The following is a 23,177-nucleotide window of genomic DNA, read 5'->3' as shown; positions in this document are numbered from 1 at the left end:
CGTACCGAAGAGCGGCATCTTACCGCTTCTTCGGGGCCGGGCGTTTTCGCAGATTGGCGTTGCCGAGATGCACGATGCACCCTGAACCAGGCCTGCAAATACCCGCTTATCCTGCGCCTAACGCACGAGCCTTCCCTTTTGGTTCCCGCATCGCTAAAGCGCCTCCCCACATCGACGGGCGTATTGTGCGCCGCAAAATATCCAAAGGAATTACATGGCCAAGGAAGAACTCCTCGAAATGCGCGGGCGCGTGGTTGAATTGCTGCCCAATGCGATGTTCCGGGTGGAGCTTGAAAACGGCCATGAGGTGCTCGGGCACACCGCCGGCAAGATGCGCAAGAATCGCATTCGTGTGCTGGTGGGTGATGAAGTGCTTTGCGAGCTGACACCTTATGACCTCACGAAGGCGCGGATCACCTACCGCTTCATGCCGGGTCGTGGCGGCCCCGGCCCGCAGTAAAGGCTGGCGGCCCCGATGGGCGCCCCAGACACTTCTGCGCAACTGACATTGGCGTCAGCCTCGCCCCGCCGGCGCGAATTGCTCGCACGGCTTGGGTTGATGCCTGACGCAATTGTTCCTGCTGACATCGACGAAACCCCGAACAAGGGTGAGCTTCCCCGTGCCTATGTCATGCGGATGGGCCGTGAAAAGGCGCTTGCGGTGGAAGCACCGGGTCATGTGCTGGCAGGCGATACGGTTGTGGCCGTCGGACGCCGGATCCTGCCCAAGACCGAAACGGAAAGCGAGGCGCGCGCCTGCCTTGATCTGATGAGCGGACGGCGGCATCAGGTGCTCACCAGCGTCGTGCTGCTTGCACCGGATGGCACCCTTCGCGAACGCCTTTGCGAAACCATTGTCCATTTCAAGCGGCTCTCTGCCGAAGAAATCGCCGCCTATCTCGCCAGTGGCGAATGGCAGGGCAAGGCAGGCGGATACGCCATTCAGGGTGCGGCCGAGGGACTAATCGAATGGATCAGGGGCAGCCATTCGGGCGTTATGGGTCTGCCGCTTTATGAAACACGTGCATTACTGAAGGCGGCAGGGTTTCCCATTGCCTGACTGGCTGATCGAGGAAGGCATTGGTGAGACCCGTGCCTTGCTGATCGAAGGCGAACGGGTCTTGGCGGCCAAGGTGTTCTGGCCGGGCGAGCGGCGCGCCGGGCAACCCGCAAAGGGCAAGCTGACCGCCAAGCTGAAGGGATCGCGGCGCGGCGTCGTGTTGCTGGAAAGCGGTGCGGAAGCCTTGGTGGATCACCTGCCGCCGACCGCAACTGAAGGGCAGACGCTCAATCTGGTCGTCACCCGCGCCCCAATCGCCGAGCGGGGCCGGCTGAAACGTGCGCAGGCTCGGGTGATGGCAGCTGATGCCCCTTTGACAAATCCCCCCTTGCAAGGTGGCATGACGGTCCGCCGATTCGCGTCAGGTCTGTGGGAGGATGTGTGGCAGGCTGCTGCTTCCGGCAGTCTCGATTTTCCCGGCGGAGAGGTGCTGGTCAGCGTCACGCCGGCCATGACCGTGATCGACATCGACGGAATCGGTGCCCCGCGGGACGTGGCGCTGGCCGCGGTCTCCGCGATTGAACGCGCCTGCGCGTGGTTCGAGATTGGCGGGAACATCGGGATCGACTTCCCCACGCTGACCGCCAAGGCTGATCGCCGTGCGGTGGACGCGGCGCTTGATGCGGCGCTGGCAGGCTGGCCGCATGAACGCACCGCGATGAACGGCTTCGGCTTTGTCCAGCTGGTCGCGCGACTAGAAGGCCCATCGTTGCTGCATCGTTTTGCGGCCGACAGACTGGGCGCAGCGACGCGCATGGCGCTACGGCGGGCGGAACTGGCAACAGATAGCGGCACGGGGCGAACGCTGCTGCTGACGGTTCACCCTGCCCTCAAACCCAAGCTCAAGCCGGAATGGCTGGGTGAACTGGCGCGCCGGACCGGGCGGGTGGTAGAAATAGCGGTCGATCCGGCCCTTGCGATCGAGGCTGCAAGTGCCCAACTTCTGTTATTATGACGTTCGCCGCAACCAAGCCCTGCCCCATCTGCCGCAAGCCGCGTGCCTCGCAATTCCACCCCTTCTGCTCGCAGCACTGCAAGGATCGCGATCTGGCGCGCTGGTTCTCGGATTCCTACGCTGTCCCCGGCCCGCCTGCCGACCCGGAGACGCTGGCCTCGGAAGACTGGCGCGAGCAGGATTGACCAAAGCGCAATTATCTTGCGCGCGGGACGCAAAAGTCCCTTGCCAACCCCCGCCGCCTTCGCCATAGGGCCGCTCTCATTTGCTCGCCGGGGCGGCCGACAGGCTCAACCCCGTCGCTGGCAGCGAATGCCCGAGTAGCTCAGGGGTAGAGCAGCGGATTGAAAATCCGCGTGTCGGTGGTTCAAATCCGCCCTCGGGCACCATTCGCTAAAAAAGGGCCATTAGTCTAAAGGGAAAGTGCCAATGTCCCGCCGCACCAAAATCTATGAAGGCAAGGCCAAGATCCTTTATGAGGGTCCGGAGCCCGGCACGCTGATCCAGTATTTCAAGGATGACGCGACCGCCTTCAATGCCGAGAAAAAAGGCACGATCAACGGCAAGGGCGTGATCAACAATCGCATCAGCGAACATGTGTTCACCCGCCTCGCCCATATCGGCATCCCCACCCACTTTATCCGCCGCCTGAACATGCGCGAGCAGTTGATCCGGCAGGTCGAGATTATTCCACTGGAAGTGGTGCTGCGCAATGTCGCCGCCGGTTCCATCAGCAAGCGCCTCGGCATCGAAGAGGGTGAGCCGCTCCCCCACACGCTGATCGAATATTACTACAAGGATGATGCGCTGGGCGATCCGCTGGTATCGGAAGAGCACATCGCCTGCTTCAACTGGGCCACCAACGAGGAAATGCACGACATTTCATCGATGGCGATCCGCATCAACGATTTCCTGTGCGGAATGTTCGCCGCGATCGACATTCGCTTGGTGGACTTCAAGCTGGAGTTCGGGCGGCTTTACGATGGCGATTACAGCCGCGTGATCCTGGCCGATGAAATCAGCCCCGATGGCTGCCGCCTGTGGGATATGGTGACGGGCGAAAAGCTCGACAAGGATCGCTTCCGCCGCGATCTGGGCGGGGAGGAAGAGGCTTACCGTGAAGTCGCCCGCCGCCTTGGCCTGCTGAACGCCGAGGACAATGGACCGGGTGAGGTTTTCGACCTGTCCCACGCCCGCTCACGCCTGCGCGGGACCCCGCCCCTGAAGAAATGAATGGCGCAGAAATAGGCTGACAGACGGGATCGACGCGCTAATCTTGCAGCGCTCATCAACGATCCAAGAGATGTCTGATATTGATCCGGAATTTCCCTGTCGCTGCCGGCCTTCTCCTGGCCTTATCGCCGCTTGCCTTTACCACTGCCCTCGCTGCGCAGGATGCGCCCTCCGTCCAGGGACCGGCTGAACCGCCCGCACCGACGTGGGCTTTCGAGGAAAGCGATGTTCCGGTTGATACCGGCTACACATTCGGGCAGCTCGACAACGGGATGCGCTATATCATCCGGCGCAATGCCACGCCTGCTGGCACGGCGCTGGTGCGGATGCGGATCGATTCGGGCGCGCTGGAAGAAACCGACACCGAACGCGGTCTTTCCCATTATCTCGAACATATGGCCTTCAACGGATCTAACGGCATCCCCGAAGGCGAGATGATCAAATTGCTCGAACGCGAAGGGCTGGCCTTTGGCGCGGACACCAATGCCTCGACCGGGTTCGAAGCGATCACCTATCTGCTCAACCTGCCGCGCAATAACGAGGCGTTGCTGGGCATCGCGCTGATGCTGATGCGCGAAACGGCGAGCGAGCTTACGATTGCGCAGGACGCAGTCGAGCGCGAACGCGGTATCATCCTGGCCGAGCGGCGCGACCGGGCCGGTTTCCAGCAGCGCAATTACGAAGACAACGCCGCCTTTGTCGCGCCGGGTGCGCGCTATACCGAGCGTTTGCCGATCGGCACGATCGAGGTGCTTGAGGGCGCGACCGCTGCGCAGATTCGTGCGCTTTACGAGCGCACCTATCGCCCATCGAACACCGTAGTGGTGGTTGTCGGCGATTTTCCGGTCGACGTGGTCGAAGCTGCAATCCGAACGCGCTTTGCCGACTGGGCCCCTGCCTCAGCCCCGGTAAAGCCTGTCGCCGGACCGATCGATGTGACCCGCAAAGGCCTGACAGATATTCACCTCGACCCCGCCTTGCCAGAGAGCGTCACCATCAGCCGCCTCGCACCGTGGCGCGAGGAGCCGGATACTATCGCCAATCGCAGGGCCGGGTTGTTGCGCGGTGTTGGCTATGGGGTCATCGGCCGTCGCCTTGCACGGCTTGCTCGCGGTGCCGATGCGCCATTTCGCGGAGCGCAGTTTGGCTCGGGCGACATCTTCGAAGATGCGCGCATCACCAGCCTTTCGGTCAGCAGCGCTGATGGCGAATGGCAAAAGGGCGTGCTGGCCGCGACGCGGGAGGTCAATCAGGCGCTGGCTTTCGGTTTCACCCAGGCCGAAGTTGACGAACAGCTCGCCAATATCCGCACCTCGCTGGAAAACGCGGTGAAGTCCGCAGACACCCGCAGCAACAGTGCCTTTGCGAACGCGGCGCTTGCGCTTGTCGGCAATGAGCGTGTCCCGGTGACACCCGAATGGCAATTGGCCGAGTTTGAGCGGCTTGCTCCTGAGATGACCCCGCAGGCGCTGTGGGAGGCTGTCAAAGCCGATGCTGCGCCGCTGGAGAGCCCGCTGATCCGCTTTGTAGGTCGCTTGGCACCCGAAGGCGGAGAGGCGGGCTTACGCGCTGCCTTTGAAGACGGCATGGCGCTTGCGATCGCTGCCCCGGTCGATACCGGGCCCTTGGCCTTTGGCTACAGCGATTTCGGCACGCCAGGCACGGTGGTATCTGACAGCGTTGAGGAGCGGCTCGGCATCCGGCGGATCGTCTTTGCCAACGGCGTGCGGCTTAACCTCAAGCGCACCGATGTGCGCAAGGACCGCATTTCCGTCGCCTTCGCGATGGACGGCGGCGATCTGATGAACACCCGCGATGCACCACTTGCCACCTACCTCACCAGTTCATTGGCGGCAGGCGGGCTTGGCAAGCATAGTCAGGATGAGATTGCGAGCGTGCTGGCAGGCCGCAGCGTCAGCTTTGGCTTGGGCAGCGCAACCGACGTCTTCACCGCATCCTCCCTTACCACCCCGCGCGATCTGCTGCAGCAAATGCAGGTGCTGACAGCGACACTGACCGATCCGGGCTACCGGCCCGAAGGCGTGGAGCGGTATCGCAAGAATATCGACAACTTCTTCAACACGCTCGATTCCACCCCCAGCCGAGCGCTGTCTTTGGCAAGCGGTGCGATCCTTTCGGACAATGATCCGCGCTTCAGCCTCCAATCCAAGGAGGCGTTCTTCGCGCTCGATTACGATGGCTTACGGGCTGCCATCAGCGATCGTCTGGCGCGCGGCGCAATCGAAGTCGCACTGGTCGGCGATCTTGATGAAGACACAGCGATCGCCGCGGTCGCCGCCACGCTGGGTGCACTGCCCCAGCGAGAGGCCGCGTTTAATCCGCGCACCGAGAACCGCATTCGCACGTTCACCGATACAAGGGGTCAGCGCATCCTGACCCACAAAGGCGAGCCCGATCAGGCCCTGCTGCAATGGTACTGGCCGACCACTGATGACAGCGATCTTGGCGAAACACTGCGGCTCGATCTCTTGTCGCGCATCGTGAGGCTGGAACTGACGGACCGTCTGCGCGAGGAACTTGGGCAGGCCTATTCGCCTTCTGCCGGCTCGCAACCCAGCCGTTATTACCCCGGTTATGGCAATTTCATCATCAGCACGTCCGTGGCAGCCGACCAGGTCGAAGCGAGCCGCGCCGCGCTGCAGGGGCTGATTGCGGATCTGCGCAAAGGCCTGCTCGATGCCGATGTGCTGGAGCGGGCGCGCAAGCCCTATCTTGAAGAATATAACAATGCGCTCAAGGATCTGGGCGGCTGGACCGCGCTCACCGCACGCGCCCAAAGCGAGCCGCAACGGCTGGATCGCTTTCTTGCGATACCATCGGTAATGGCCGCGATCACACCCGAAGACATCTATCGAACCGCGCTTGAATACCTCGCGCCCGAGGACGCGGTCGAATTTAACGTCCTGCCCGAAGCGAAAGCGGAATAGCGATCAAAGAAAAAGCCGGCAGGTCGCCCCCTGCCGGCTTTTTCCCCTTCGGTTTTTCCTTCGCGAGGAAGGCTCGCCCTTAGTACTTAACGCCGAAACTGACGCCGATGATCCGCGGATCATTGACGAAGGCGGTGTTATTATTGAAGTCGATGACGCCTTGCACGTTGTCTTCATTGGTGATGTTGCGCGCAAAGGCAGCCACTTCCCACTGCCCGTCGGCGCCCGAATAGCCGACCCTCAGGCCGCCTTCGATCCGGCTCTTGGCGTTGAATTCGCGGCTTTCATACAACAGGAAATTGGTGTCCCCCAGGAACACCCAGTCTGTGAAGACGAAAAACTCGCCCGCGCTGCCCACCGGAATGGCGTAGCGGGCGGTGAAATCGCCGCTCCATTCCGGGGCATTGGGGAAGGGGTTTCCGTCAATCGCAGCAAATGTGACCGGACCAAAGGCCCCGGCCACTGTGCGGGTCGGATCGGTCACAGTGCATTGCGCACAGGTGCCGACTTCGAGATTGCGATCCTTGATCTCGGTATTGTTATACGCAACGCCCAGCGTCACCAGAAACGCAGGCGTAATCTGGAAGGCGCCATCAAATTCGACGCCGTATCCCTCACCCTTGTTGGCGTTGATAAGCTGCACGAGGTTGCCCGCCCCGCCAACGGCCGTGAACTGCGGATTTTCGACCGTGTAGTAATAGACTGCCCCGTTCAGACGCACCCGGCGATCAGCCAATTCCGTCTTGTAGCCCACCTCGTAGGAGGTGATATTCTCCGATTGCGCCACTGACGGCGGGTTGAAGAAGGCCACGTCGCGGCCCTGAATGGTCGGCCCACGGAAGGAATTGGCGATCTTGCCGTAAACGCTCACGTCAGGCGACAGGTCGGCGAACAGGCTGACATCCCAGTCGAACTGGTCATCCTGCACGCTGCGCGGCTGCGGCGCGGCGCCCGAACGAACGAAAAAGTCCTTCTGATCATCGGTGTAACGGATGCCCCCGGTGGCGCGCAGCGTATCGGTCAATTGATAGCCCACCTGACCGAACAGCGCCCATGCTTCGTTGGTGTGGTTGACGGTCACCGGCGGGGGGAAGGTAAAGCCCACCGTGGTCACATCAAAATCGCTTTCGAAATAGAACCCGCCAACCTGCCAGGTGAGCGGTCCGCTGCCGTTTGAGGCCAGCCGTACTTCCTGTGTGGTCTGCTTGAGATCGATCGAATCCTGCGTGTCCGATGCGAACGGAATGAATCCCGGACCCGCCAGATTGCCGCCATCGACATCGCCGCGGCTTGACCCTTCGCTGGTCCAGCGGCTGGTGATCGAGGTCAGCGTTGCGCCGTCGAATTCATAGGCCGCTGTCAGCGTGGCGCCAAACTGCTGATATTGTGCCACGTTGCCGCCGCCGGCGTCATAAAAGACGGTGTTGCGATCATAATTGTTGTTGAGCCGGTTATTGCCGGGCCCAAGAATGTTGGCGCGGAAGATGGTGGACGAGCCATCAAGATCGCGGAAGTTGACCGCGGCCAGAACGCTCGCACGCTCGGTTGGCGTAAACAGCAGCTGCCCACGCATCGCGATATCGGTGAAGCCGCCGAGGGCGTCATCCTGACCGGTGAAGCCGTTGTCAATCCAGTCGCTGCGGCGCTGAAGCTGCGCCGAGGCGCGGAACGCCACCACGTCCTCAACAATTGATCCGCCGACCGCACCATTGAGCGACACCGTGTCGAAGCTGCCATATGAAAGCCCCGCAACCACGCTTGTATCATGGCTCGGTTTGACCGATTCGATCTTTACGATACCGGCGGGTGTGTTGCGGCCAAACAGCGTGCCTTGCGGACCGCGCAGCACTTCAACCCGCTCGACATCAAAAATCGGGAAGCTTTTGAGCGTGACGTTTTCCAGCACGACATCGTCAAGCAGCACCGAAACCGGCTGCGATGCGGCCAGATCGAAATCGGTGTTGCCAAGCCCGCGGATATAGAACCGCGGCGCAACGCGGCCGTTGGAACTTTCGACATTAAGGCCCGGCGCAGTTCCGGCCAGCGCGGTGATGTCAGCCGATCCGCTGAAGATTGCCGCGACGCGTTCAGCATCGAGAATGTCGGCAGATACCGGCACGTCCTGGAGGCTCTCCTCACGCCGGTTAGCGGTGACGATGATGGTGGCAAGCTGCCCTTCGCTCGCCTCAGTGGTTTCGCTGTCCTGCGCGGCGGCAGGTGCGGCGACACCGAAAGCTACAGCCGCCGCGAGCGCCGTAGAACAGGAATAAAGCGTACGAAATGCATCGAGGCGGAGAGACATCGGACAACCCCTTCAGGTTTGAACGGACCAAGCATGTGTTCGCCGCGCCGGTGACAGTATTGTCCGATTCGCGCGATAAGGGGTTTGTCCAATGTTGCGCCAAGATGCCGGTTTGAAGGCGTTATTGGGACAGTTGTTGCATCCAAGTTACAATCATGGGCAATTGACGACCGCAATGTGACAGGAACGCTGCGCCCGGGCTTGGGGCGCAGGAGCGAACAGCGTGATTGCACACGCGCACCGGAACGTTATAGCGGCCTGAAATCGCGCCCCCCTGCGGTGCGGACCGAAATGGAGTACCAATCATGCAAGTGCGTGTTCTTGTCCGATTGAAACCCGGCGTGCTCGATCCGCAAGGCCGCGCGGTCCGTCACGCGCTTGAAGGCCTGGGCTTTGCAGAGGTCGAAGACGTGCGGATCGGTCGGCTGATCGAGCTTGATCTGGCCGACGGCACTGATCACGACACGATCACGGCAATGTGCGAAAAACTGCTCGCCAACACGGTCATCGAAAGCTTCACGATTGAAACGGGGACCGCAGGTTGATGGCGTTCCGGGCGGCGGTCATCACCTTCCCCGGCTCCAATTGCGACCGGGACATGGCGACAGCGCTGGAGGCAGTATCGGGCCAGCCTGCGCTGCGCGTATGGCATGGCGATGCCGATCTGCCAGACCGGCTTGATCTGATCGCATTGCCGGGCGGCTTTTCCTACGGCGATTATCTGCGTTCGGGCGCGATGGCGGCAAACAGTCCGATCATGCGCGCAGTTATGGCCGCATCCCAGCGCGGTGTGCCGGTGCTGGGCGTGTGCAACGGCTTTCAGGTGCTCACTGAAGCGCGGATGCTACCAGGGGCGCTGCTGCGCAATGCCGGTCAGCGCTTCATCTGTCGCACCGTCGATCTTACGGTCGCTAACACCACATCACCTTTCACAGCTGGCTTTGCCGCGGGCGAGACGCTTCGCGTGCCGGTCGCGCATCATGACGGCAATTACTACGCCGATGCCGAAACGCTCGACCGGATCGAAAGCGAAGGCCGTGTCGCTTTCCGATATGCGACTGCTTGCAATGGATCAGCGCGCGATATTGCCGGGGTTTTGAGCGCCAACGGCCGAGTACTGGGCATGATGCCGCACCCTGAACGCGCTATTGAACCTGCTTCGGTGGAGGCACTGGGCGGGGCTGACGGGCGGCGTTTGTTCGCCAACATCGTAGAAGCCTTCGCCACCGTGTGATCTGGCACCTGATCTGGCGCGTTATGCGCGCTGCTGCTGCATCACGCGGAACAGGCCGCGGGCATCGTCGGCAGGCATCGGCCGACCAAAATAGAACCCCTGAATCTTGTCGCAACCCAGATTGCGGATCAGTTCGGCTTCCTCCGCCGTTTCGACCCCTTCTGCGGTGGTCGTCATCTTCAGGCTCTGAGCCATCGCCACGACGGCGTTGATAATGGCGAGACTTTCGGCACTGTTCTGTGCCGCGCCTTGCACGAAGGTCCGATCGACCTTGATCGTCGAGAACCGCAGTTTGCGTAAGTAACCCAGCGATGAATAACCCGTGCCAAAATCATCCAGCGCCACCGAACAGCCAAGCGCCATGACCTGCTCCAGCGCGTTGCGCGCCACGCTGGCATCGCGCAGGAAGATGCTTTCCGTCACTTCGATCTCAAGACGTTCGGGATTGAGCCCGGTTTCAGCCAGGGTGCGCACCACATCTGCATGGAAATCGGGTTCAAGCAGCTGTTCGGGCGAGACGTTGACATTGACCTTGATGTGTTCCGGCCAATGGCACGCCTCCTCGCACGCCTTGCGCAGCACCCATTGACCAATCGGAATAATCAGGCGGGTGTCTTCAGCCAAGGGGATAAACTTGCCCGGTGAGACAAAGCCGTGCTCTGCGCTGTTCCAGCGTACCAATGCTTCGAAACTGACCACGCTTTCGCTGCGGGCATCAACCACAGGTTGATAATGCAGCACCAGCTCGTCGCGTCCTAACGCCTTGCGCAAGGACGCCTCCAGCGAACGGCGTTCTTCTGCTGTGGCGTGGAGTTCAGGCTCAAAGCGGTGATGCTCGCCACCGCCGTCATCTTTGGCCTGATACAGCGCAAGGTCGGCGTTGCGCATCAATTCTTCCACCGTTGTGCCATCGCGCGGACCATCGGCAGACCCGACGCTGGCTCCCACATAAAGCGTGTGATGATCGACTTGGTAGGGCTCGGACAAACGCTCGATCACGCGGCGGGCCAAACTCCGCACGCAGCCAGGTGTGCTGGCATCACGGATGACGATAGCGAATTCGTCGCCGCCCAGGCGTCCGACCAGTTGGTTTTCGCCCATCAACGATTGCAGCCGGGCCGCAACCTGCCCCAGCAGCTTGTCACCCGTCATATGCCCCAGCGAATCATTCACCGACTTGAACCGATCAAGATCGACCATCAGCAATGCGCAGCGGGTGCGCCATTGCACAGCGTAGCGCAGCGCTTCGCCCAAAGCCTCGGTCAGATGCAATCGGTTAGGCAGTTGCGTCAACGTGTCATAACGCGCGAGATAGGCAATCTTCTCCGACGATTTGCGCTGTTCAGTCACATCCGAACCCACGCCGCGAAAGCCGATGAACCGCCCTTGTTCATCGCGCATCGGCGCGCCGGACAGCTCCCACCAGCGCTCTTCACCCAGAATCTGGACCTGTACCAACATGGTCGAAAAGTTTTCGCGATTCTTCAAACGCTCAGCCAGATCGTGGAGGCTTGGGGGAAACTGCCCGCTTGCCCAGTTGCGGCCAGAGATCATCTCCAGCAGGGGTTTGCCTTCGATATCGGCCTGCGCACGGCCCAGTGCAAAGGCGAAGCGCGGTGAAACCGAACGGAGCCGACGGGCGGGATCAACTTCCCACAGCCAGTCGGCCTCGTTCTCCTCGAATTCGCGCAGCAGCAGGGACACCACGGCGTCCTTTTCGATCAAAGCAGCTTCAGCCAACCGCGCCTTGACGAAGGTTGATCGCACCTGAATCGTGGCGACAAGACTGGCAATGGTGAACAGGATCACGCCGCACGCCGCGTGCCATTCGCCCTCGATTGCCAATGCGCCTGCCGCGCCCATTCCGAGGATACCGATGTAGATCAGCACACTGAGCGGTGAGGTGGAGAACACAAAGGTTGATGAAATCATCAACACCAGCACAACCAGCAACATTGTCAGCGCCTGCGCGCCGTCGGCCAGCCAAGGAAACACTATCAGCGCCGCGATCCAGCAGACGGAACTGGCAACGGCGTTCAGGTTCTGCGACCGTTCAACCGCGGCGGGCCCGGCCCGGTGGCCCGGATCGACCAGCAGCAGATCGGTTTGCCGGGATTTGTAAAGGATAAGGGCCAATGTTCCCGCCCAAGGCGCGACATATGCCAGCCCGATCAGTGGCACGAACACAGCGGCGACGAAGACCGCCACAATCGCATTGGCCATCATCCGATTGCGGCTGGCCTGCGCCAGTTCGCCATATTCGTCCCTGCGCAAGCGGGTAGGATCAAACGCCGGTTTGCGCGACAATCCCAGAATGTCGGACAACGGCAATTGAGCCACTAGCGGCGTCGGCAAGGAGGCGGGATGATTGACCACGCCCGATGGCATACATGCCAATGGTTAGGTTGCGGTAAAGGAACGCTGCCGCTTGTCTGCTGAATAAACCAGATCTGGCGCCTCTATTCTTGCCCGCACTTTCGGCTATTCCACGGTCACGGATTTCGCGAGATTACGCGGTTGATCAACATCGGTGCCTTTGACCACCGCCACGTGATAGGCCAATAGTTGCACCGGAACAGCATAGACCATCGGCACGATCAGCGGATGAACCACCGGCATCTCGATCGTGGCGATACAGCCCTCGCCCGCTTCGGCAATGCCTTTGGCGTCGGAAATTAATACCACCTGCCCGCCGCGCGCACGCACCTCTTCCATGTTGGACACGGTCTTTTCGAACAATGGCCCTGACGGTGCGATGACCACCACAGGCACCGCATCGTCGATCAAGGCAATGGGGCCGTGCTTCATCTCGCCCGCTGCATAACCTTCAGCGTGAATATAGCTGATTTCCTTGAGCTTCAGCGCCCCTTCCAGCGCGAGCGGATAATCCTGCCCGCGGCCCAGATACAAAACGTCGCGCGCCGGGGCGACGAGGTGCGCCATCGCGGCGATATCGTCATCATGCGCAAGCGCGGCGTTGAGCGCGGCTGGGGTCTCGAGCAGATGCCGCACAATCTCGGACTCCGCCTCGCGCGACAGACGACCCTTCTTGACCGCCATGTGCGCGGCCAGCGCGGCCAACACGGCGAGCTGGCAAGTGAAGGCCTTGGTCGACGCCACGCCGATTTCCGGACCGGCATGGGTTGGCAGCAGAAGGTCTGCCTCGCGCGCCATGGTGCTGGTCGGCACATTGACCACCACGCCAATTGTCTGGCCGTTGGCCTTGCAGTGCCGCAGGGCGGCAAGCGTGTCAGCCGTCTCCCCGCTCTGCGAGATGAACAGGGCCAGCCCGCCATCTTCCAGCACGGGATTGCGATACCGGAACTCGGATGCAACATCGATATCCACCGGCACGCGGGCGAATTGTTCGAACCAATATTTTGCCACCATCCCGGCGTAAAAGCTGGTGCCGCAGGCCACGATGGTCAAGCGACGGATGCTCGACAGGTCGAAATCAATCTGCGGCAGCGCCACCGAATTGTCGGAACGCCGCAAGTAGGAGCTGAGCGTCTGCGCCACCACAGTGGGCTGCTCGAAGATCTCCTTTTGCATGAAGTGGCGATAATTGCCCTTTTCCACCGCCGCTGCTGAAGCGCCCGACGTGCGGATTTCGCGGGTAACAGGGTTATTCTGCGCATCGTAAACCTGCGCAATATCGCGGCGCACCACGACCCAATCGCCTTCTTCCAGATAGGCGATGCGCTGTGTCAGAGGCGCAAGCGCCAGCGCGTCAGAGCCTAGATACATTTCGGCGCCTTCGCCTTCCGGCCCGTAGCCCAGCACGAGCGGCGATCCGAGACGCGCACCGATCAGCAAATCGGGATGCTGGCGAAAAGCAATGGCGAGCGCAAACGCACCGCGCAGGCGCGGCAGCGCGGAACGGACGGCAGCGACCGGGTCGGCCCCCGCCTCAACCTCGGCAGAGATAAGGTGGGCAACCACTTCGCTATCGGTCTCGCTTTCAAAGGTGCGACCATTTGCGACGAGTTCGGCGCGCAATTCCTTGAAGTTTTCGATGATCCCATTGTGAACGATGGCCACATCCCCCGTGGCGTGCGGATGCGCGTTGGCCGCGGTTGGCGCGCCGTGGGTGGCCCAGCGGGTGTGGGCGATGCCAACCAGGCCCGGCGCAGGGTCATCGACCAGCACCTTCGCCAGATTGACCAGCCGCCCCTCGGCCCGGCGCCGCACCAGCGCCCCATCATGAAGCGTGCAGATCCCGGCGCTGTCGTACCCGCGATATTCCATCCGCTTGAGACCATCGACCAACCGATCAGCGACACTGCTGTTGCCCACAATCCCGATGATGCCGCACATAGTATGGAAATTCCCTCGATAACCGTCCCCTCGCCCGCTCTAGCCGACCGCACATCAACGGCAAGCCCCCCGATCACACGTCGCATTCCGTTTTGTCTCTGATACGATCCGCCCCAGCGTTTTGGCCGGGATCAGCGCGAGGCCAGTGCGGAAACAGGGCCGTGGGCGGGGCCGCCGCGCTTAAGAAAGAAACAACCTTTCCATTCTATTCACCATGCTTCGAGACGTACCCTTCGCATGATTGCGCCGAGGTACGCACATAAATTGAAAGCCTCGGGGGCTGGGAATGAGCGCATTCGGCAAAAAGGGCAATGCAGGCGGACTAGGGCCGGGCGGAAGGCCCGCGTTTGGTGTCGCACGCCCGATGAAGGGCTCTGGCAGCTCCGCAGCGCGTGGCGGCGAACAATTTCCACCAATCCCCGGTGAAGGCGCTGCCGCGCCCGCGCCATCATCATCCAGCCGCCCGACCTCCACCGCCGACGCGATGGACCGCCTCAACGAACGAATGACCGCCATCAACACCGGCGATTCCGAAGTCGGCGGATTTGAAGCCAGTGTTCACAAGATCAAGGAACAGGTGCTGCCGCGCCTGCTCGAACGCGTCGATCCCGAAGCGGCAGCAACCTTGTCCAAGGAAGAGCTGTCCGAGGAATTCCGGCCCATCATCCTGGAAGTGCTGGCCGAACTGAAGGTCACACTGAACCGGCGCGAACAGTTTGCACTTGAAAAGGTGCTGATCGACGAGCTTCTCGGCTTCGGTCCGCTCGAAGAATTGCTCAACGATCCGGATATCACTGATATCATGGTCAACGGCCCGGACCAGACCTACATCGAAAAGAAGGGCAAGCTGATCCTCGCTCCGATCCGGTTCCGCGATGAACAGCATCTGTTCCAGATCGCCCAGCGGATCGTGAACATGGTCGGCCGCCGCGTTGATCAGACCACGCCCCTGGCTGATGCCCGCTTGAAAGATGGCTCACGTGTCAACGTGATCGTGCCGCCACTGTCCTTGCGCGGCACGGCGATCTCGATTCGTAAGTTTTCCGAAAAGCCGATCACGCTCGATATGCTGCGCGACTTTGGTTCGATGTCGGACAAGATGTGCACCGCGCTGAAAATCGCGGGCGCGTGCCGGATGAATATCGTCATTTCAGGCGGTACGGGTTCGGGTAAGACCACCATGCTCAACGCTTTGTCGAAGATGATCGACCCGGGCGAGCGCGTGCTGACGATCGAAGACGCGGCGGAACTCCGCTTGCAACAGCCGCACTGGCTGCCGCTGGAAACCCGCCCGCCGAACCTGGAAGGTCAAGGCGCGATCACCATCGGGGACCTCGTGAAGAACGCCCTGCGTATGCGTCCTGACCGCATCATCCTCGGGGAAATTCGCGGCGCGGAGTGTTTCGATCTTCTGGCCGCGATGAACACCGGTCACGATGGTTCGATGTGTACGCTCCACGCCAACAGCCCGCGCGAATGCCTTGGCCGTATGGAAAACATGATCCTGATGGGCGACATCAAGATCCCCAAGGAAGCCATCAGTCGCCAGATCGCCGAATCCGTCGACCTGATCGTGCAGGTGAAACGTCTGCGCGATGGTTCACGCCGCACCACCAACATCACCGAGGTCATCGGGATGGAGGGCGACGTGATCGTCACGCAGGAATTGTTCAAGTTCGAATATCTCGATGAGACCGAGGACGGCAAGATCCTCGGCGAATTTCGCGCTTCGGGATTGCGCCCCTACACGCTCGAAAAGGCGCGCCAGTTCGGCTACGATCAGGCGTATTTGGAGGCCTGCCTGTAAGGCAGGCGGATCGCTAACCAGCCCGGCGAGCGTGCAGGTGTGCTTCGCACGTCTGCGCCTTCGGCTTCGACTCCGTGCTTGTGACGCCTGCGGCATCGTTCACGTGCGTGTGAAATCCTAGCCGGCTGCCAACCCGCCGATTACAACCGGCAGGCTCATAGCCAGACATCCGCCGCCCGCAATCGCGGCGAGCATGAACAGGCCGGTCCACGGCACCCAGCCGACCTGTTCAAGCCGGGCAACATCGCGCCGCTTGCCGCGACGGCGCTCCATAATGCCTGCGAACGCCGCAATGACCCACAATGCGGCGCCCGCCCACGCAAGCTGCGCGGCATCGCTGAGCAGGGCGAATTGGGCGATCATCTCCATGAAGCCTCGCCTGTACCTGCGCAGGCGGCTTGCGCAATCCCTGCCGCTCGGCCAAGCGAACCTGCGATGGATGGCTCGATCGCTCGCCCCCGCCCTCTGCTTGCGCTCGGCGTGCGACTGCTCGCTGCGCTGGCGCTGGCGACGATGGGAATGCTGGTGAAACTGGCAGGCGATCGGGGCGCGCATCTGATCGAGCTGATCTTCTGGCGACAATTGCTCACGGTCATGCTGCTGGGAACGGGGCTGGCGCTGACCCGGCGGCTGGCCATGCTCAAAACGCAGCGCCTCCCCGCCCACGCCCGGCGCGCCGCTACCGGACTGGTCGGCATGCTGTTCACCTATGGCGCCGTACTGCTGCTGCCCTTGACCGAGGCGACGACACTCGGCTTCACCGCGCCTGTCTTTGCCGTACTGATTGCCATCGTGCTGTTCCGTGAACGGATCGGGCCATATCGCTGGGGCGCGGTTGTGATCGGTTTTGCGGGCGTGATCGTGGTGATGCAGCCCTTTTCCGGCCTGCATGAAGGCGTGACGCTGGCGGGCGTGGCGGTGGGCCTTGTTGCGCCGTTTATGGTGGCGCTGATCAGTTTCCAGATCCAGGATCTGAACACGACCGAAAATCCGTGGAGCATCGTGTTCTGGTTTGCCGCGTTGAGCCTGCCCGTCGCCGCCATTGCGCTGCCGTTCGTTTTCGCCGCGCATGATCCGCTAACCTGGGCGCTGATCCTCGGGATGGGGCTGGTTGGCGCGGCGGCGCAAATGCTGCTGACGACATCGCTGCGCTTCGGCTCGGCGGCGGTGATCTTGCTGATGGACTACACCGCGCTGATCTGGGCAAGCCTGTATGGGTTCTATGTGTTTGACCGCGCTGCACCCGCTAGCCTGTGGGTCGGTGCGCCCCTGATTATCGCCGCTGGATTGTTGATCGCGTGGCGGGAGCGGCAACTCGCCCGATTGAGGGTGCATTCCGGCGAGTAGAATGGACCTTTGATGCAGGTGAGACGGTACTTGGCCACGTGACAATACCAAGGAATATCACCATGATGACACGAACTTTGATCCTCGCTCTTGCTGCCGTGCCCGCCATTCTGGCCGCAAGCGCCTGCAACACCGTCGAAGGTGCGGGCGAAGACCTCCAATCCGCCTCACGCGAGGTTGAAAAGGAAATCTGATTTCTTCGGGGAGGTCGGTGCTTCACGTCATTGTCAGGAAAGATTATGCAGAACCACGCGTTGATCGAACGCGATCGACAAAAAGGAACTGATAAATGATTCGCAATGTACTTGTTGCTGCCGCCCTTGCCGCACTCACGCTGACCGTTTCGGCCTGCAACACAGTCAAGGGCGCAGGCGAAGACATCAAGTCGGTGGGCCGCGCAGGTGAACGCGCCATCGACTAATGTGATCAATAAAGCGGCATAATATTCTTGGCCGGTACCGGGTGGCGTGCGTTGCGGGCCACCCGGTACCGGGTAAAATCCTATCCGCGTGCCTGATGATTTGCGTCCCCACTGGCGTTACTCCGCCTAGAAACTGACGTTATATTCGCGGCTTAGGGGCGCAGTTTTCCAACCTTGCCCAAGCAATAGGCTGCGCCATTTCGAGACATCGCGTTGATGCCCATTAAACGGGCAGCTCTCCGGAAAGGCCCTTAAAGGCTTTCCACAGGATAGCCTGGCTACGCTCACACGAGGCAGGCAGAAACAGGTCCGCTCTCCGGCCCCCGCCATTGTGATCCGCAGAAAGTAGCTGCCTTTCGTGAGCACGGTTGTGCCGGCTGCGCGTTCTTGCGACTTATGTTAATGTGCGCCCTTGATGAGCGCGTAACGCTTCATCACACAGGAGTTTATTATCGACCTGGGATTTGGAGAGAGCCGACATGAAGAAAATTAATGCAATCGTCGCGGTATCATTGGCAAGTCTTGCGCTGATGGGTTGCGGTTCCGGCTCCGACACGGCCAGCGAACCGACCACGCAGCAGGACGGTGGAACGTCCGAGATGATGGGCGGTGATAATGAGCAGGATGTCGAAAATCTGGGCACCGCAGAGGGCCAAAGTGTCGATGACGTTGACGTCAAGACGAACCCGAACATGCAGTTTCCCGAAGAAAAAATGACCGGTGCTGACGAAGTTGAGGAACGTCGTCCCGAGCAAGAATGAACGGGTCTCGCGCGGCCGGAAGCACGGACGTCGATGGATCGCGTTCGGGTAGGCCGCGCAAGACGTTACGTCTGGCGCCGGATGGTTGGCAACGCGGCCAACCCGCTATGACGAGCCCTTGCGATAGACCAGCATGAGATTGTTGGCGGGCATCTGGTATCGGCTGGCGCGCACAAATCCATGATCGGCTGCCACGTGGTCAACAGCATTGAGGTTGCGCAGGCCCCAGGCCGGATTGCGCGCCTTGAGCGATCGGTCAAATTCAAGATTGGACGGTGCTGTTGCAACACCGTCCTCCAGATACGGCCCATAAAGGATGATCGGTGCCGCCTGCGAAAGCACGCGGGCGCACCCTTTGAATACTCCGATGGTGGCGTCCCAAACGCTGATATGGACCATGTTGATGCAGACACAGGCATCAAAATCCCGAATGCCAGCGAACGGCCAGGTATCTGGCGCGGCAGCATCGAGCATCAGCGGCATGGCGAGATTATCGCCCGCATAATCCTGCCGGTAGGCGGCGATCGACGCAACAGCTTCCGCCGAAGGGTCGGTCGGCTGCCAACCCAGCGCAGGGAATTCGCCCGCGAAGAACACCGCATGCTCCCCCGTGCCTGCTGCAATTTCGAGCACAGTGCCGGATGACGGCAGCTCGCGCGCGAGCACCTCGGCGATGGGTTCGCGATTGCGTTCGGTTGCGGGCGCGTGTTGTTTTGCCGTCACGAAAGCGCCCTCATGAAAGCATCGTCATGAAACTTGGCGCTCCTGCCCTTCCCAATACGGCCCGCGCAGTTCGCGGCGCAGGATCTTGCCGCTGGCGTTGCGCGGCATCATCGGGATGACATCGACGCTTTTGGGCGCCTTGAACCCGGCAATCCGCGCGCGCGCCCAGGCGATCACATCGTCAGCGTCGATCTCATGGCCCGGTTTGGGCACCACGCACGCCTTCACCTCTTCGCCCCACTTGGCGCTCGGTATGCCAATCACGGCGACTTCCGCGATGGCGGGGTGGCCGTAAATCGCGCTTTCGACTTCAGCGGGATAGACGTTTTCTCCGCCAGAGATGATCATGTCCTTGATGCGATCCTGGATATAGATGTAGCCATCATCGTCCATGATCCCGGCATCCCCGGTGTGGAGCCAGCCATCAGGATCGATGGTGTTTGCCGTGGCTTGCGGCAGGTTCCAGTAACCCGGCGTGTTCGAGGGTGAAAGCACGCAAACCTCGCCAATCTCGCCGCGTGCCAACTCCTGATTGTCAGGCCCGCGCACTTCGATCCGTACGCCCGGGCACGCCTTGCCCGCTGAACGCATCCGCCGGTTGCCTTCCAGCGCGTGGTCCTCTGCCGGAAGGTAGGACACCGTACCTGTCGTCTCGGTCATGCCATAGGCTTGCAGAAACCCCGATTTCGGCATCGTTCGCACTGCTTCCTTGAGCAGTTCGAGCGGCATCGGCGCAGCGCCATAAAGGAGGTATTTGAGTCGGCTGAAATCAGTGCTGGCCGCCCGCGGATGCTGCACCACCATCTGCAACGCAGCAGGCACGATGAACATGTGCGTCGCCCCTGCGTTGACCGCGTCGATCACACCATCAGGCGTGAACTCGGCCAGCACCAGCGAACGCACGCCGTTGGCAACCGCGATGTTGACCAGGCCCGTGCCGCCGATGTGGGCGCAAGGCATGGCCACCAGCATGCAATCGTCCGGCTCATAAAACTGCCATTCCAGTCCTGCTGCCAGCCCCGCAGCGCGCAGCCCGAACAGGTTGGTGTTGGTCAGCATCGCCCCCTTGGGATTGCCCGTGGTGCCCGAGGTGTAAAGCTGCAGCACCGGATCGTGTGGCCCGGGCGGCGTGTAATCGGCCGGCGCAAGACCGGCGGCTTCAGTGCGTGCGGTTTCGGCTTCGATCACTTCGGGCTTGGCGGGCAGATCACCCGCGACCTGCCGGGCCATGTCCATCAATTCGGAATCGGCAAACAGCAGCTTTGCCCCGGTATCCCCGAGGATATAGGCGATTTCGGGCGGCGCCAGCCGCCAGCCGATCGGCACCATCACGGCGCCCATGCGCGCCGCAGCGATATAGATCATGTAATAGATGTCGCGGTTCTTGCCGAGCCATGCGACCCGGTCCCCCTTGCCCACACCGCGCCCCTGAAGCAGCGCGATGATCTGACGGGTCAGAACATCTGCTTGCGCATAGGTCGTCACCCGTCCGTCCTGATCGAAGGCGGGGCCATCGGGCCGCGCCGCGGCCCAAAAATGCAGGATCGCATCGAAGGTCGTGTGATCGTGGTGAGCGGTGTGCGCCATGGTGTGCTCTCTCCCAAAAGCTGTTTGGCGAGGAGAATAAGCCGATGCGCCCGTGCGGGTCTAGCGAAACCGCCCCTGCCGCCGCGCAATCGGCTCACGCAGGCCCAGCCACACCAGCAGACCCAACGGCCCCGCCATGAACGTCGCCAGCAAAACCGGCGCCTGAATCAACCGCGAAATGTTCTTCGCATCGCCATCGCGTGCGATCCACAGGCCCACAAACAGGTCGAAGGCCAGGTAATGCGTCCAGCCGATCGTCACCCCGGCATCGCTGCCAAAGATCGCGCGTACGCCCGCAATCGTGGTAAAATCAGCCCCGCCGCCGCCGTCATTGGGGATCAATCCAGTCAACAGCCCGATCAGTCCGGTGGCGTAGATCAGGCACAGCAGGCCCACGCCCAAATACAGAATGGCCGATAGCAACGCGGGCCAGCGCGGCAGCAGGATCAAAGCTACCCACGCGATCAGCGCCAGCAGGTTCACCGCGCTGAAAACAAAAGCCCAATCCATTATGCCGCCTCTCCTGTCTCGCCCACGCGGCGCCATTCACGGGCCGCACGGCGCATCGATTCGCTGTCGTGCGTAAAGCGCCCGCCCGCACGGCGCAGCGCAAGGCCCAGCGCAGCCTCGGCCACCAGCCCTGCGTCGATCGAACGGTACCGCGTCCATGATCCCGACAGCAGCGGGTCGATCAACGGCGCGGCCAGAATGGCAGCGCGCTCGGCAAAGCGCAGATCGCCCTCACGCTCGCCGCGCAGCAGACCGGGATGGAGGATATCGAGCCGCTTGAAACCGATCCGCGACAGCGCGTTTTCGGTCTCGCCCTTGACCCGCATATACAGCGTCTTGGACTGCGCATCGGCCCCAGCGGCGCTCACCAGCACCATGTTGGGCACTCCGGCGCGCTTGGCCGCTTCGGCTGTGGCGATCACCAGATCGTGATCGACTGCGCGAAAGGCCGCCTCATCGCGTCCGGCCTTTTTCCAGGTGGTGCCGAGCGCGCAGATCAATGCCCGCGGGCGCACGGCATCGAACACATCGCCCCACTTGTCCGGCTCGGACACGAACATCTCCATCCGCGCTCCCGGTGGCAGGGCGGCTTCACGCCGGGCGATGCCGACGATCCGCACGTCATCGCCCGTGCTGGACACCTCGATAACGCGGCGCCCGACCAGCCCTGTTGCACCAACCAAGGCGACACGCACCGGCCCGATGGGGCGCGGGTCAGACATTGGTGAGACCCAGGGGACGTTCGCCATAAATCTGGTTGACGGTCTGCATCGCAAATCGATCGCTCATCCCTGCGATAAAGTCGGCGATCACGCGCGCGCGCTCCGGATCGCGCCCGGGCAGGCGAGCCTGCCAGTCAGCGGGCATCAGGGTCGCATCCTGCGCGTAGGCTGCATAGAGCCGCGCCACCACATCACGCGCGCGGGTAGCGGCGGCGACCTGTTCGGGATGGTAGTAAAGCCGTTCGTACATGAAGGTCTTGAGCCGCCGTTCCTGGGCAGCCATCGCGGGCGAAAATCCCGCAAGCTGCTGCCCTGCCCCGCGCACGTCGGCCACCGACACGCAGCCTTTGGCCTGCGCTGCCGTGTGTTCAATCACATCATTCACCATCAGGCCGATCTGGTCGCGGATCATCTCCCGCAGCAGACGCTCACGCGGGGCCTGAGGAAAGCGCTTTTCGACACTCCGCCATTGGTCTGCGAGGAAATCGAGGGTGAGCAGGTCATCAAGGCTGAGAAAGCCTGCGCGCAGGCCATCATCAATGTCGTGATTGTCGTAGGCAATGTCGTCCGCCACGGCGGCAACCTGCGCTTCGAGCGAAGGCCAGGTGGCAAGTTGCAGCGGGAACGCCGCGTCCAGTTCCGCCAGCGCCCAATTCGGCGCGATGACCGGGCCATTGTGCTTGGCAAGGCCTTCCAGCAGATCCCAAGTGAGGTTCAGCCCGTCATGCTCGGGGTACGGGCACTCGATCCGCATCACCGTGCGCAGCGCCTGCGCGTTGTGATCGAAACCACCGTGACGCTCCAGCGAGTCCGACAGCGCCGCCTCGCCTGCATGGCCGAAGGGCGGATGGCCCAGATCATGCGCAAGGCACAAGGCTTCGGTCAGATCCTCGTCAAGGCGCAAAGCGCGGGCGATCACCCGGCCAATCTGCGCGACTTCAAGGCTGTGGGTCAGGCGGGTGCGGTAGTGATCGCTATCGGGCGCGATGAACACCTGAGTCTTGGATTTCAGCCGCCGGAAGCTCATCGAATGGATGATGCGGTCCCGGTCACGCTGAAAAGCGCTGCGGGGGCCGCGCTGCTCGCCGTCGCTTGCTCTGGCAAATTCACGCGGGCCGTGAGCCTCGGGGTCGGCGGCATAGGGAGCGCGGGTCATCACAACCCAGGCGATTAGGGGAGCGAGGCCAGGTTCTCAACGGGAACGGGGCAGGAACACCGCACAAATCGTGCAAGATACCGACACTTTAGCA

Annotated in this window: 21 protein-coding genes, 1 tRNA gene and 1 pseudogene; 14 read left to right on the top strand and 9 right to left on the bottom strand. The window is 61.7% G+C overall.

Annotated features, from left to right (window positions below; translation table 11 throughout):
- The first annotated feature begins 214 nt into the window (after positions 1–214).
- The 7 genes from infA (at position 215) to ACRANW_RS07225 (ending at position 6,196) form a co-directional block, all read left to right on the top strand.
- Entirely contained in the window at positions 215–460 is a 246-nt protein-coding gene (gene infA / locus ACRANW_RS07255) for a translation initiation factor IF-1 (protein WP_007163491.1), read from the top strand.
- A 99-nt stretch (positions 461–559) separates the two neighbouring features.
- Positions 560–1,060, top strand: a complete 501-nt coding sequence (locus tag ACRANW_RS07250) for a Maf family protein (protein ID WP_479433850.1) — start codon at positions 560–562, stop codon at positions 1,058–1,060.
- Positions 1,053–2,015 carry a ribonuclease gene (locus ACRANW_RS07245; protein ID WP_479433849.1) on the top strand — a complete coding sequence of 321 codons (963 nt, stop codon included), beginning with the start codon at positions 1,053–1,055 and terminating at the stop codon, positions 2,013–2,015. Before ACRANW_RS07250 ends, ACRANW_RS07245 begins: the two co-directional genes overlap by 8 nt.
- The gene (locus ACRANW_RS07240) at positions 2,012–2,200 is read left to right on the top strand and encodes a DNA gyrase inhibitor YacG (RefSeq protein ID WP_479433848.1); all 189 of its coding nucleotides are present in this window, start codon (positions 2,012–2,014) and stop codon (positions 2,198–2,200) included. Before ACRANW_RS07245 ends, ACRANW_RS07240 begins: the two co-directional genes overlap by 4 nt.
- A 129-nt stretch (positions 2,201–2,329) precedes the next feature.
- Positions 2,330–2,404: transfer RNA gene (locus ACRANW_RS07235), tRNA-Phe, on the top strand.
- A gap of 40 nt (positions 2,405–2,444) precedes the next feature.
- Positions 2,445–3,248, top strand: a complete 804-nt coding sequence (gene purC, locus ACRANW_RS07230; protein WP_479433847.1) for a phosphoribosylaminoimidazolesuccinocarboxamide synthase — start codon at positions 2,445–2,447, stop codon at positions 3,246–3,248.
- Positions 3,249–3,328: 80 nt separating this feature from the next.
- The gene (locus tag ACRANW_RS07225) at positions 3,329–6,196 is read left to right on the top strand and encodes a M16 family metallopeptidase (RefSeq protein WP_479433846.1); all 2,868 of its coding nucleotides are present in this window, start codon (positions 3,329–3,331) and stop codon (positions 6,194–6,196) included.
- 79 nt (positions 6,197–6,275) lie between these two features.
- Here ACRANW_RS07225 and ACRANW_RS07220 read toward each other — a convergent pair whose 3' ends face one another.
- Positions 6,276–8,498, bottom strand: coding sequence for a TonB-dependent receptor (locus ACRANW_RS07220; RefSeq protein WP_479433845.1), 2,223 nt, complete (start codon positions 8,496–8,498; stop codon positions 6,276–6,278).
- 305 nt (positions 8,499–8,803) lie between these two features.
- Between ACRANW_RS07220 and purS the strand changes: the two genes are divergently transcribed.
- Positions 8,804–9,043, top strand: coding sequence for a phosphoribosylformylglycinamidine synthase subunit PurS (gene purS, locus ACRANW_RS07215; protein WP_479433844.1), 240 nt, complete (start codon positions 8,804–8,806; stop codon positions 9,041–9,043).
- Positions 9,043–9,732 carry a phosphoribosylformylglycinamidine synthase subunit PurQ gene (gene purQ, locus ACRANW_RS07210; RefSeq protein WP_479433843.1) on the top strand — a complete coding sequence of 230 codons (690 nt, stop codon included), beginning with the start codon at positions 9,043–9,045 and terminating at the stop codon, positions 9,730–9,732. The genes purS and purQ overlap by 1 nt, the downstream gene beginning before the upstream one ends.
- Before the next feature lie 21 nt (positions 9,733–9,753).
- Here purQ and ACRANW_RS07205 read toward each other — a convergent pair whose 3' ends face one another.
- Together ACRANW_RS07205 and glmS are read right to left on the bottom strand one after the other, a co-directional pair.
- Entirely contained in the window at positions 9,754–12,120 is a 2,367-nt protein-coding gene (locus ACRANW_RS07205; RefSeq protein ID WP_479433887.1) for a putative bifunctional diguanylate cyclase/phosphodiesterase, read from the bottom strand.
- Between the two features lie 93 nt (positions 12,121–12,213).
- The gene (gene glmS, locus ACRANW_RS07200; protein WP_479433842.1) at positions 12,214–14,049 is read right to left on the bottom strand and encodes a glutamine--fructose-6-phosphate transaminase (isomerizing); all 1,836 of its coding nucleotides are present in this window, start codon (positions 14,047–14,049) and stop codon (positions 12,214–12,216) included.
- A 286-nt stretch (positions 14,050–14,335) separates the two neighbouring features.
- Here glmS and ACRANW_RS07195 point away from each other — a divergent pair, with 286 nt between their 5' ends.
- Positions 14,336–15,856: a CpaF family protein gene (locus tag ACRANW_RS07195; RefSeq protein WP_479433841.1), complete on the top strand. Its 1,521-nt coding sequence runs from the start codon at positions 14,336–14,338 to the stop codon at positions 15,854–15,856.
- 117 nt (positions 15,857–15,973) lie between these two features.
- Here ACRANW_RS07195 and ACRANW_RS07190 read toward each other — a convergent pair whose 3' ends face one another.
- Positions 15,974–16,225: a hypothetical protein gene (locus ACRANW_RS07190; protein ID WP_479433840.1), complete on the bottom strand. Its 252-nt coding sequence runs from the start codon at positions 16,223–16,225 to the stop codon at positions 15,974–15,976.
- A gap of 66 nt (positions 16,226–16,291) precedes the next feature.
- Between ACRANW_RS07190 and ACRANW_RS07185 the strand changes: the two genes are divergently transcribed.
- The 4 genes from ACRANW_RS07185 (at position 16,292) to ACRANW_RS07170 (ending at position 18,385) form a co-directional block, all read left to right on the top strand.
- The gene (locus tag ACRANW_RS07185) at positions 16,292–17,203 is read left to right on the top strand and encodes a DMT family transporter (protein WP_479433839.1); all 912 of its coding nucleotides are present in this window, start codon (positions 16,292–16,294) and stop codon (positions 17,201–17,203) included.
- 62 nt (positions 17,204–17,265) lie between these two features.
- Complete coding sequence (locus tag ACRANW_RS07180) at positions 17,266–17,397, top strand: hypothetical protein (RefSeq protein WP_479433838.1); 132 nt, start codon at positions 17,266–17,268, stop codon at positions 17,395–17,397.
- Between the two features lie 95 nt (positions 17,398–17,492).
- Positions 17,493–17,624: an entericidin A/B family lipoprotein gene (locus ACRANW_RS07175; protein ID WP_479433837.1), complete on the top strand. Its 132-nt coding sequence runs from the start codon at positions 17,493–17,495 to the stop codon at positions 17,622–17,624.
- Positions 17,625–18,103: 479 nt separating this feature from the next.
- Complete coding sequence (locus ACRANW_RS07170) at positions 18,104–18,385, top strand: hypothetical protein (protein ID WP_479433836.1); 282 nt, start codon at positions 18,104–18,106, stop codon at positions 18,383–18,385.
- 105 nt (positions 18,386–18,490) lie between these two features.
- Here ACRANW_RS07170 and ACRANW_RS07165 read toward each other — a convergent pair whose 3' ends face one another.
- The 5 genes and pseudogenes from ACRANW_RS07165 to ACRANW_RS07145 all read right to left on the bottom strand — a co-directional run bounded on the left by ACRANW_RS07165 (position 18,491) and on the right by ACRANW_RS07145 (position 23,083).
- Entirely contained in the window at positions 18,491–19,108 is a 618-nt protein-coding gene (locus ACRANW_RS07165) for a DUF938 domain-containing protein (protein WP_479433835.1), read from the bottom strand.
- A 24-nt stretch (positions 19,109–19,132) separates the two neighbouring features.
- The gene (locus tag ACRANW_RS07160) at positions 19,133–20,695 is read right to left on the bottom strand and encodes a long-chain-fatty-acid--CoA ligase (protein WP_479433834.1); all 1,563 of its coding nucleotides are present in this window, start codon (positions 20,693–20,695) and stop codon (positions 19,133–19,135) included.
- A 60-nt stretch (positions 20,696–20,755) separates the two neighbouring features.
- A complete protein-coding gene (locus tag ACRANW_RS07155) occupies positions 20,756–21,205 on the bottom strand; it encodes an ABA4-like family protein (protein WP_479433833.1) in 450 nt (149 codons plus the stop codon).
- 278 nt (positions 21,206–21,483) lie between these two features.
- Positions 21,484–21,927: pseudogene (locus tag ACRANW_RS07150) on the bottom strand (NAD(P)H-binding protein); the annotation flags it as partial.
- The gene (locus tag ACRANW_RS07145; RefSeq protein WP_479433886.1) at positions 21,920–23,083 is read right to left on the bottom strand and encodes a deoxyguanosinetriphosphate triphosphohydrolase; all 1,164 of its coding nucleotides are present in this window, start codon (positions 23,081–23,083) and stop codon (positions 21,920–21,922) included. The gene ACRANW_RS07145 and the pseudogene ACRANW_RS07150, both read right to left, overlap by 8 nt.
- Between the last annotated feature and the right edge of the window lie 94 nt (positions 23,084–23,177).

It is taken from the genome of Erythrobacter sp. 'gip.4 top 5' (assembly GCF_056495765.1).
Note: the sequence above shows the minus strand (reverse complement) of the source record. Positions and strands in the feature narration are given on the sequence as shown.

Bases quoted from the DNA above. Each gene is read 5' to 3' on its own strand.
- ACRANW_RS07155 (WP_479433833.1), bottom strand. From the start codon at position 21,205: ATGGATTGGGCTTTTGTTTTCAGCGCGGTGAACCTGCTGGCGCTGATC.
- ACRANW_RS07205 (WP_479433887.1), bottom strand. From the start codon at position 12,120: ATGCCATCGGGCGTGGTCAATCATCCCGCCTCCTTGCCGACGCCGCTA.
- purC (WP_479433847.1), top strand. From the start codon at position 2,445: ATGTCCCGCCGCACCAAAATCTATGAAGGCAAGGCCAAGATCCTTTAT.
- ACRANW_RS07160 (WP_479433834.1), bottom strand. From the start codon at position 20,695: ATGGCGCACACCGCTCACCACGATCACACGACCTTCGATGCGATCCTG.
- ACRANW_RS07240 (WP_479433848.1), top strand. From the start codon at position 2,012: ATGACGTTCGCCGCAACCAAGCCCTGCCCCATCTGCCGCAAGCCGCGT.
- ACRANW_RS07195 (WP_479433841.1), top strand. From the start codon at position 14,336: ATGAGCGCATTCGGCAAAAAGGGCAATGCAGGCGGACTAGGGCCGGGC.
- ACRANW_RS07175 (WP_479433837.1), top strand. From the start codon at position 17,493: ATGATTCGCAATGTACTTGTTGCTGCCGCCCTTGCCGCACTCACGCTG.
- infA (WP_007163491.1), top strand. From the start codon at position 215: ATGGCCAAGGAAGAACTCCTCGAAATGCGCGGGCGCGTGGTTGAATTG.
- ACRANW_RS07180 (WP_479433838.1), top strand. From the start codon at position 17,266: ATGATGACACGAACTTTGATCCTCGCTCTTGCTGCCGTGCCCGCCATT.
- ACRANW_RS07170 (WP_479433836.1), top strand. From the start codon at position 18,104: ATGAAGAAAATTAATGCAATCGTCGCGGTATCATTGGCAAGTCTTGCG.
- ACRANW_RS07220 (WP_479433845.1), bottom strand. From the start codon at position 8,498: ATGTCTCTCCGCCTCGATGCATTTCGTACGCTTTATTCCTGTTCTACG.
- purQ (WP_479433843.1), top strand. From the start codon at position 9,043: ATGGCGTTCCGGGCGGCGGTCATCACCTTCCCCGGCTCCAATTGCGAC.
- ACRANW_RS07185 (WP_479433839.1), top strand. From the start codon at position 16,292: ATGGATGGCTCGATCGCTCGCCCCCGCCCTCTGCTTGCGCTCGGCGTG.
- purS (WP_479433844.1), top strand. From the start codon at position 8,804: ATGCAAGTGCGTGTTCTTGTCCGATTGAAACCCGGCGTGCTCGATCCG.
- ACRANW_RS07250 (WP_479433850.1), top strand. From the start codon at position 560: ATGCCTGACGCAATTGTTCCTGCTGACATCGACGAAACCCCGAACAAG.
- ACRANW_RS07145 (WP_479433886.1), bottom strand. From the start codon at position 23,083: ATGACCCGCGCTCCCTATGCCGCCGACCCCGAGGCTCACGGCCCGCGT.
- glmS (WP_479433842.1), bottom strand. From the start codon at position 14,049: ATGTGCGGCATCATCGGGATTGTGGGCAACAGCAGTGTCGCTGATCGG.
- ACRANW_RS07190 (WP_479433840.1), bottom strand. From the start codon at position 16,225: ATGGAGATGATCGCCCAATTCGCCCTGCTCAGCGATGCCGCGCAGCTT.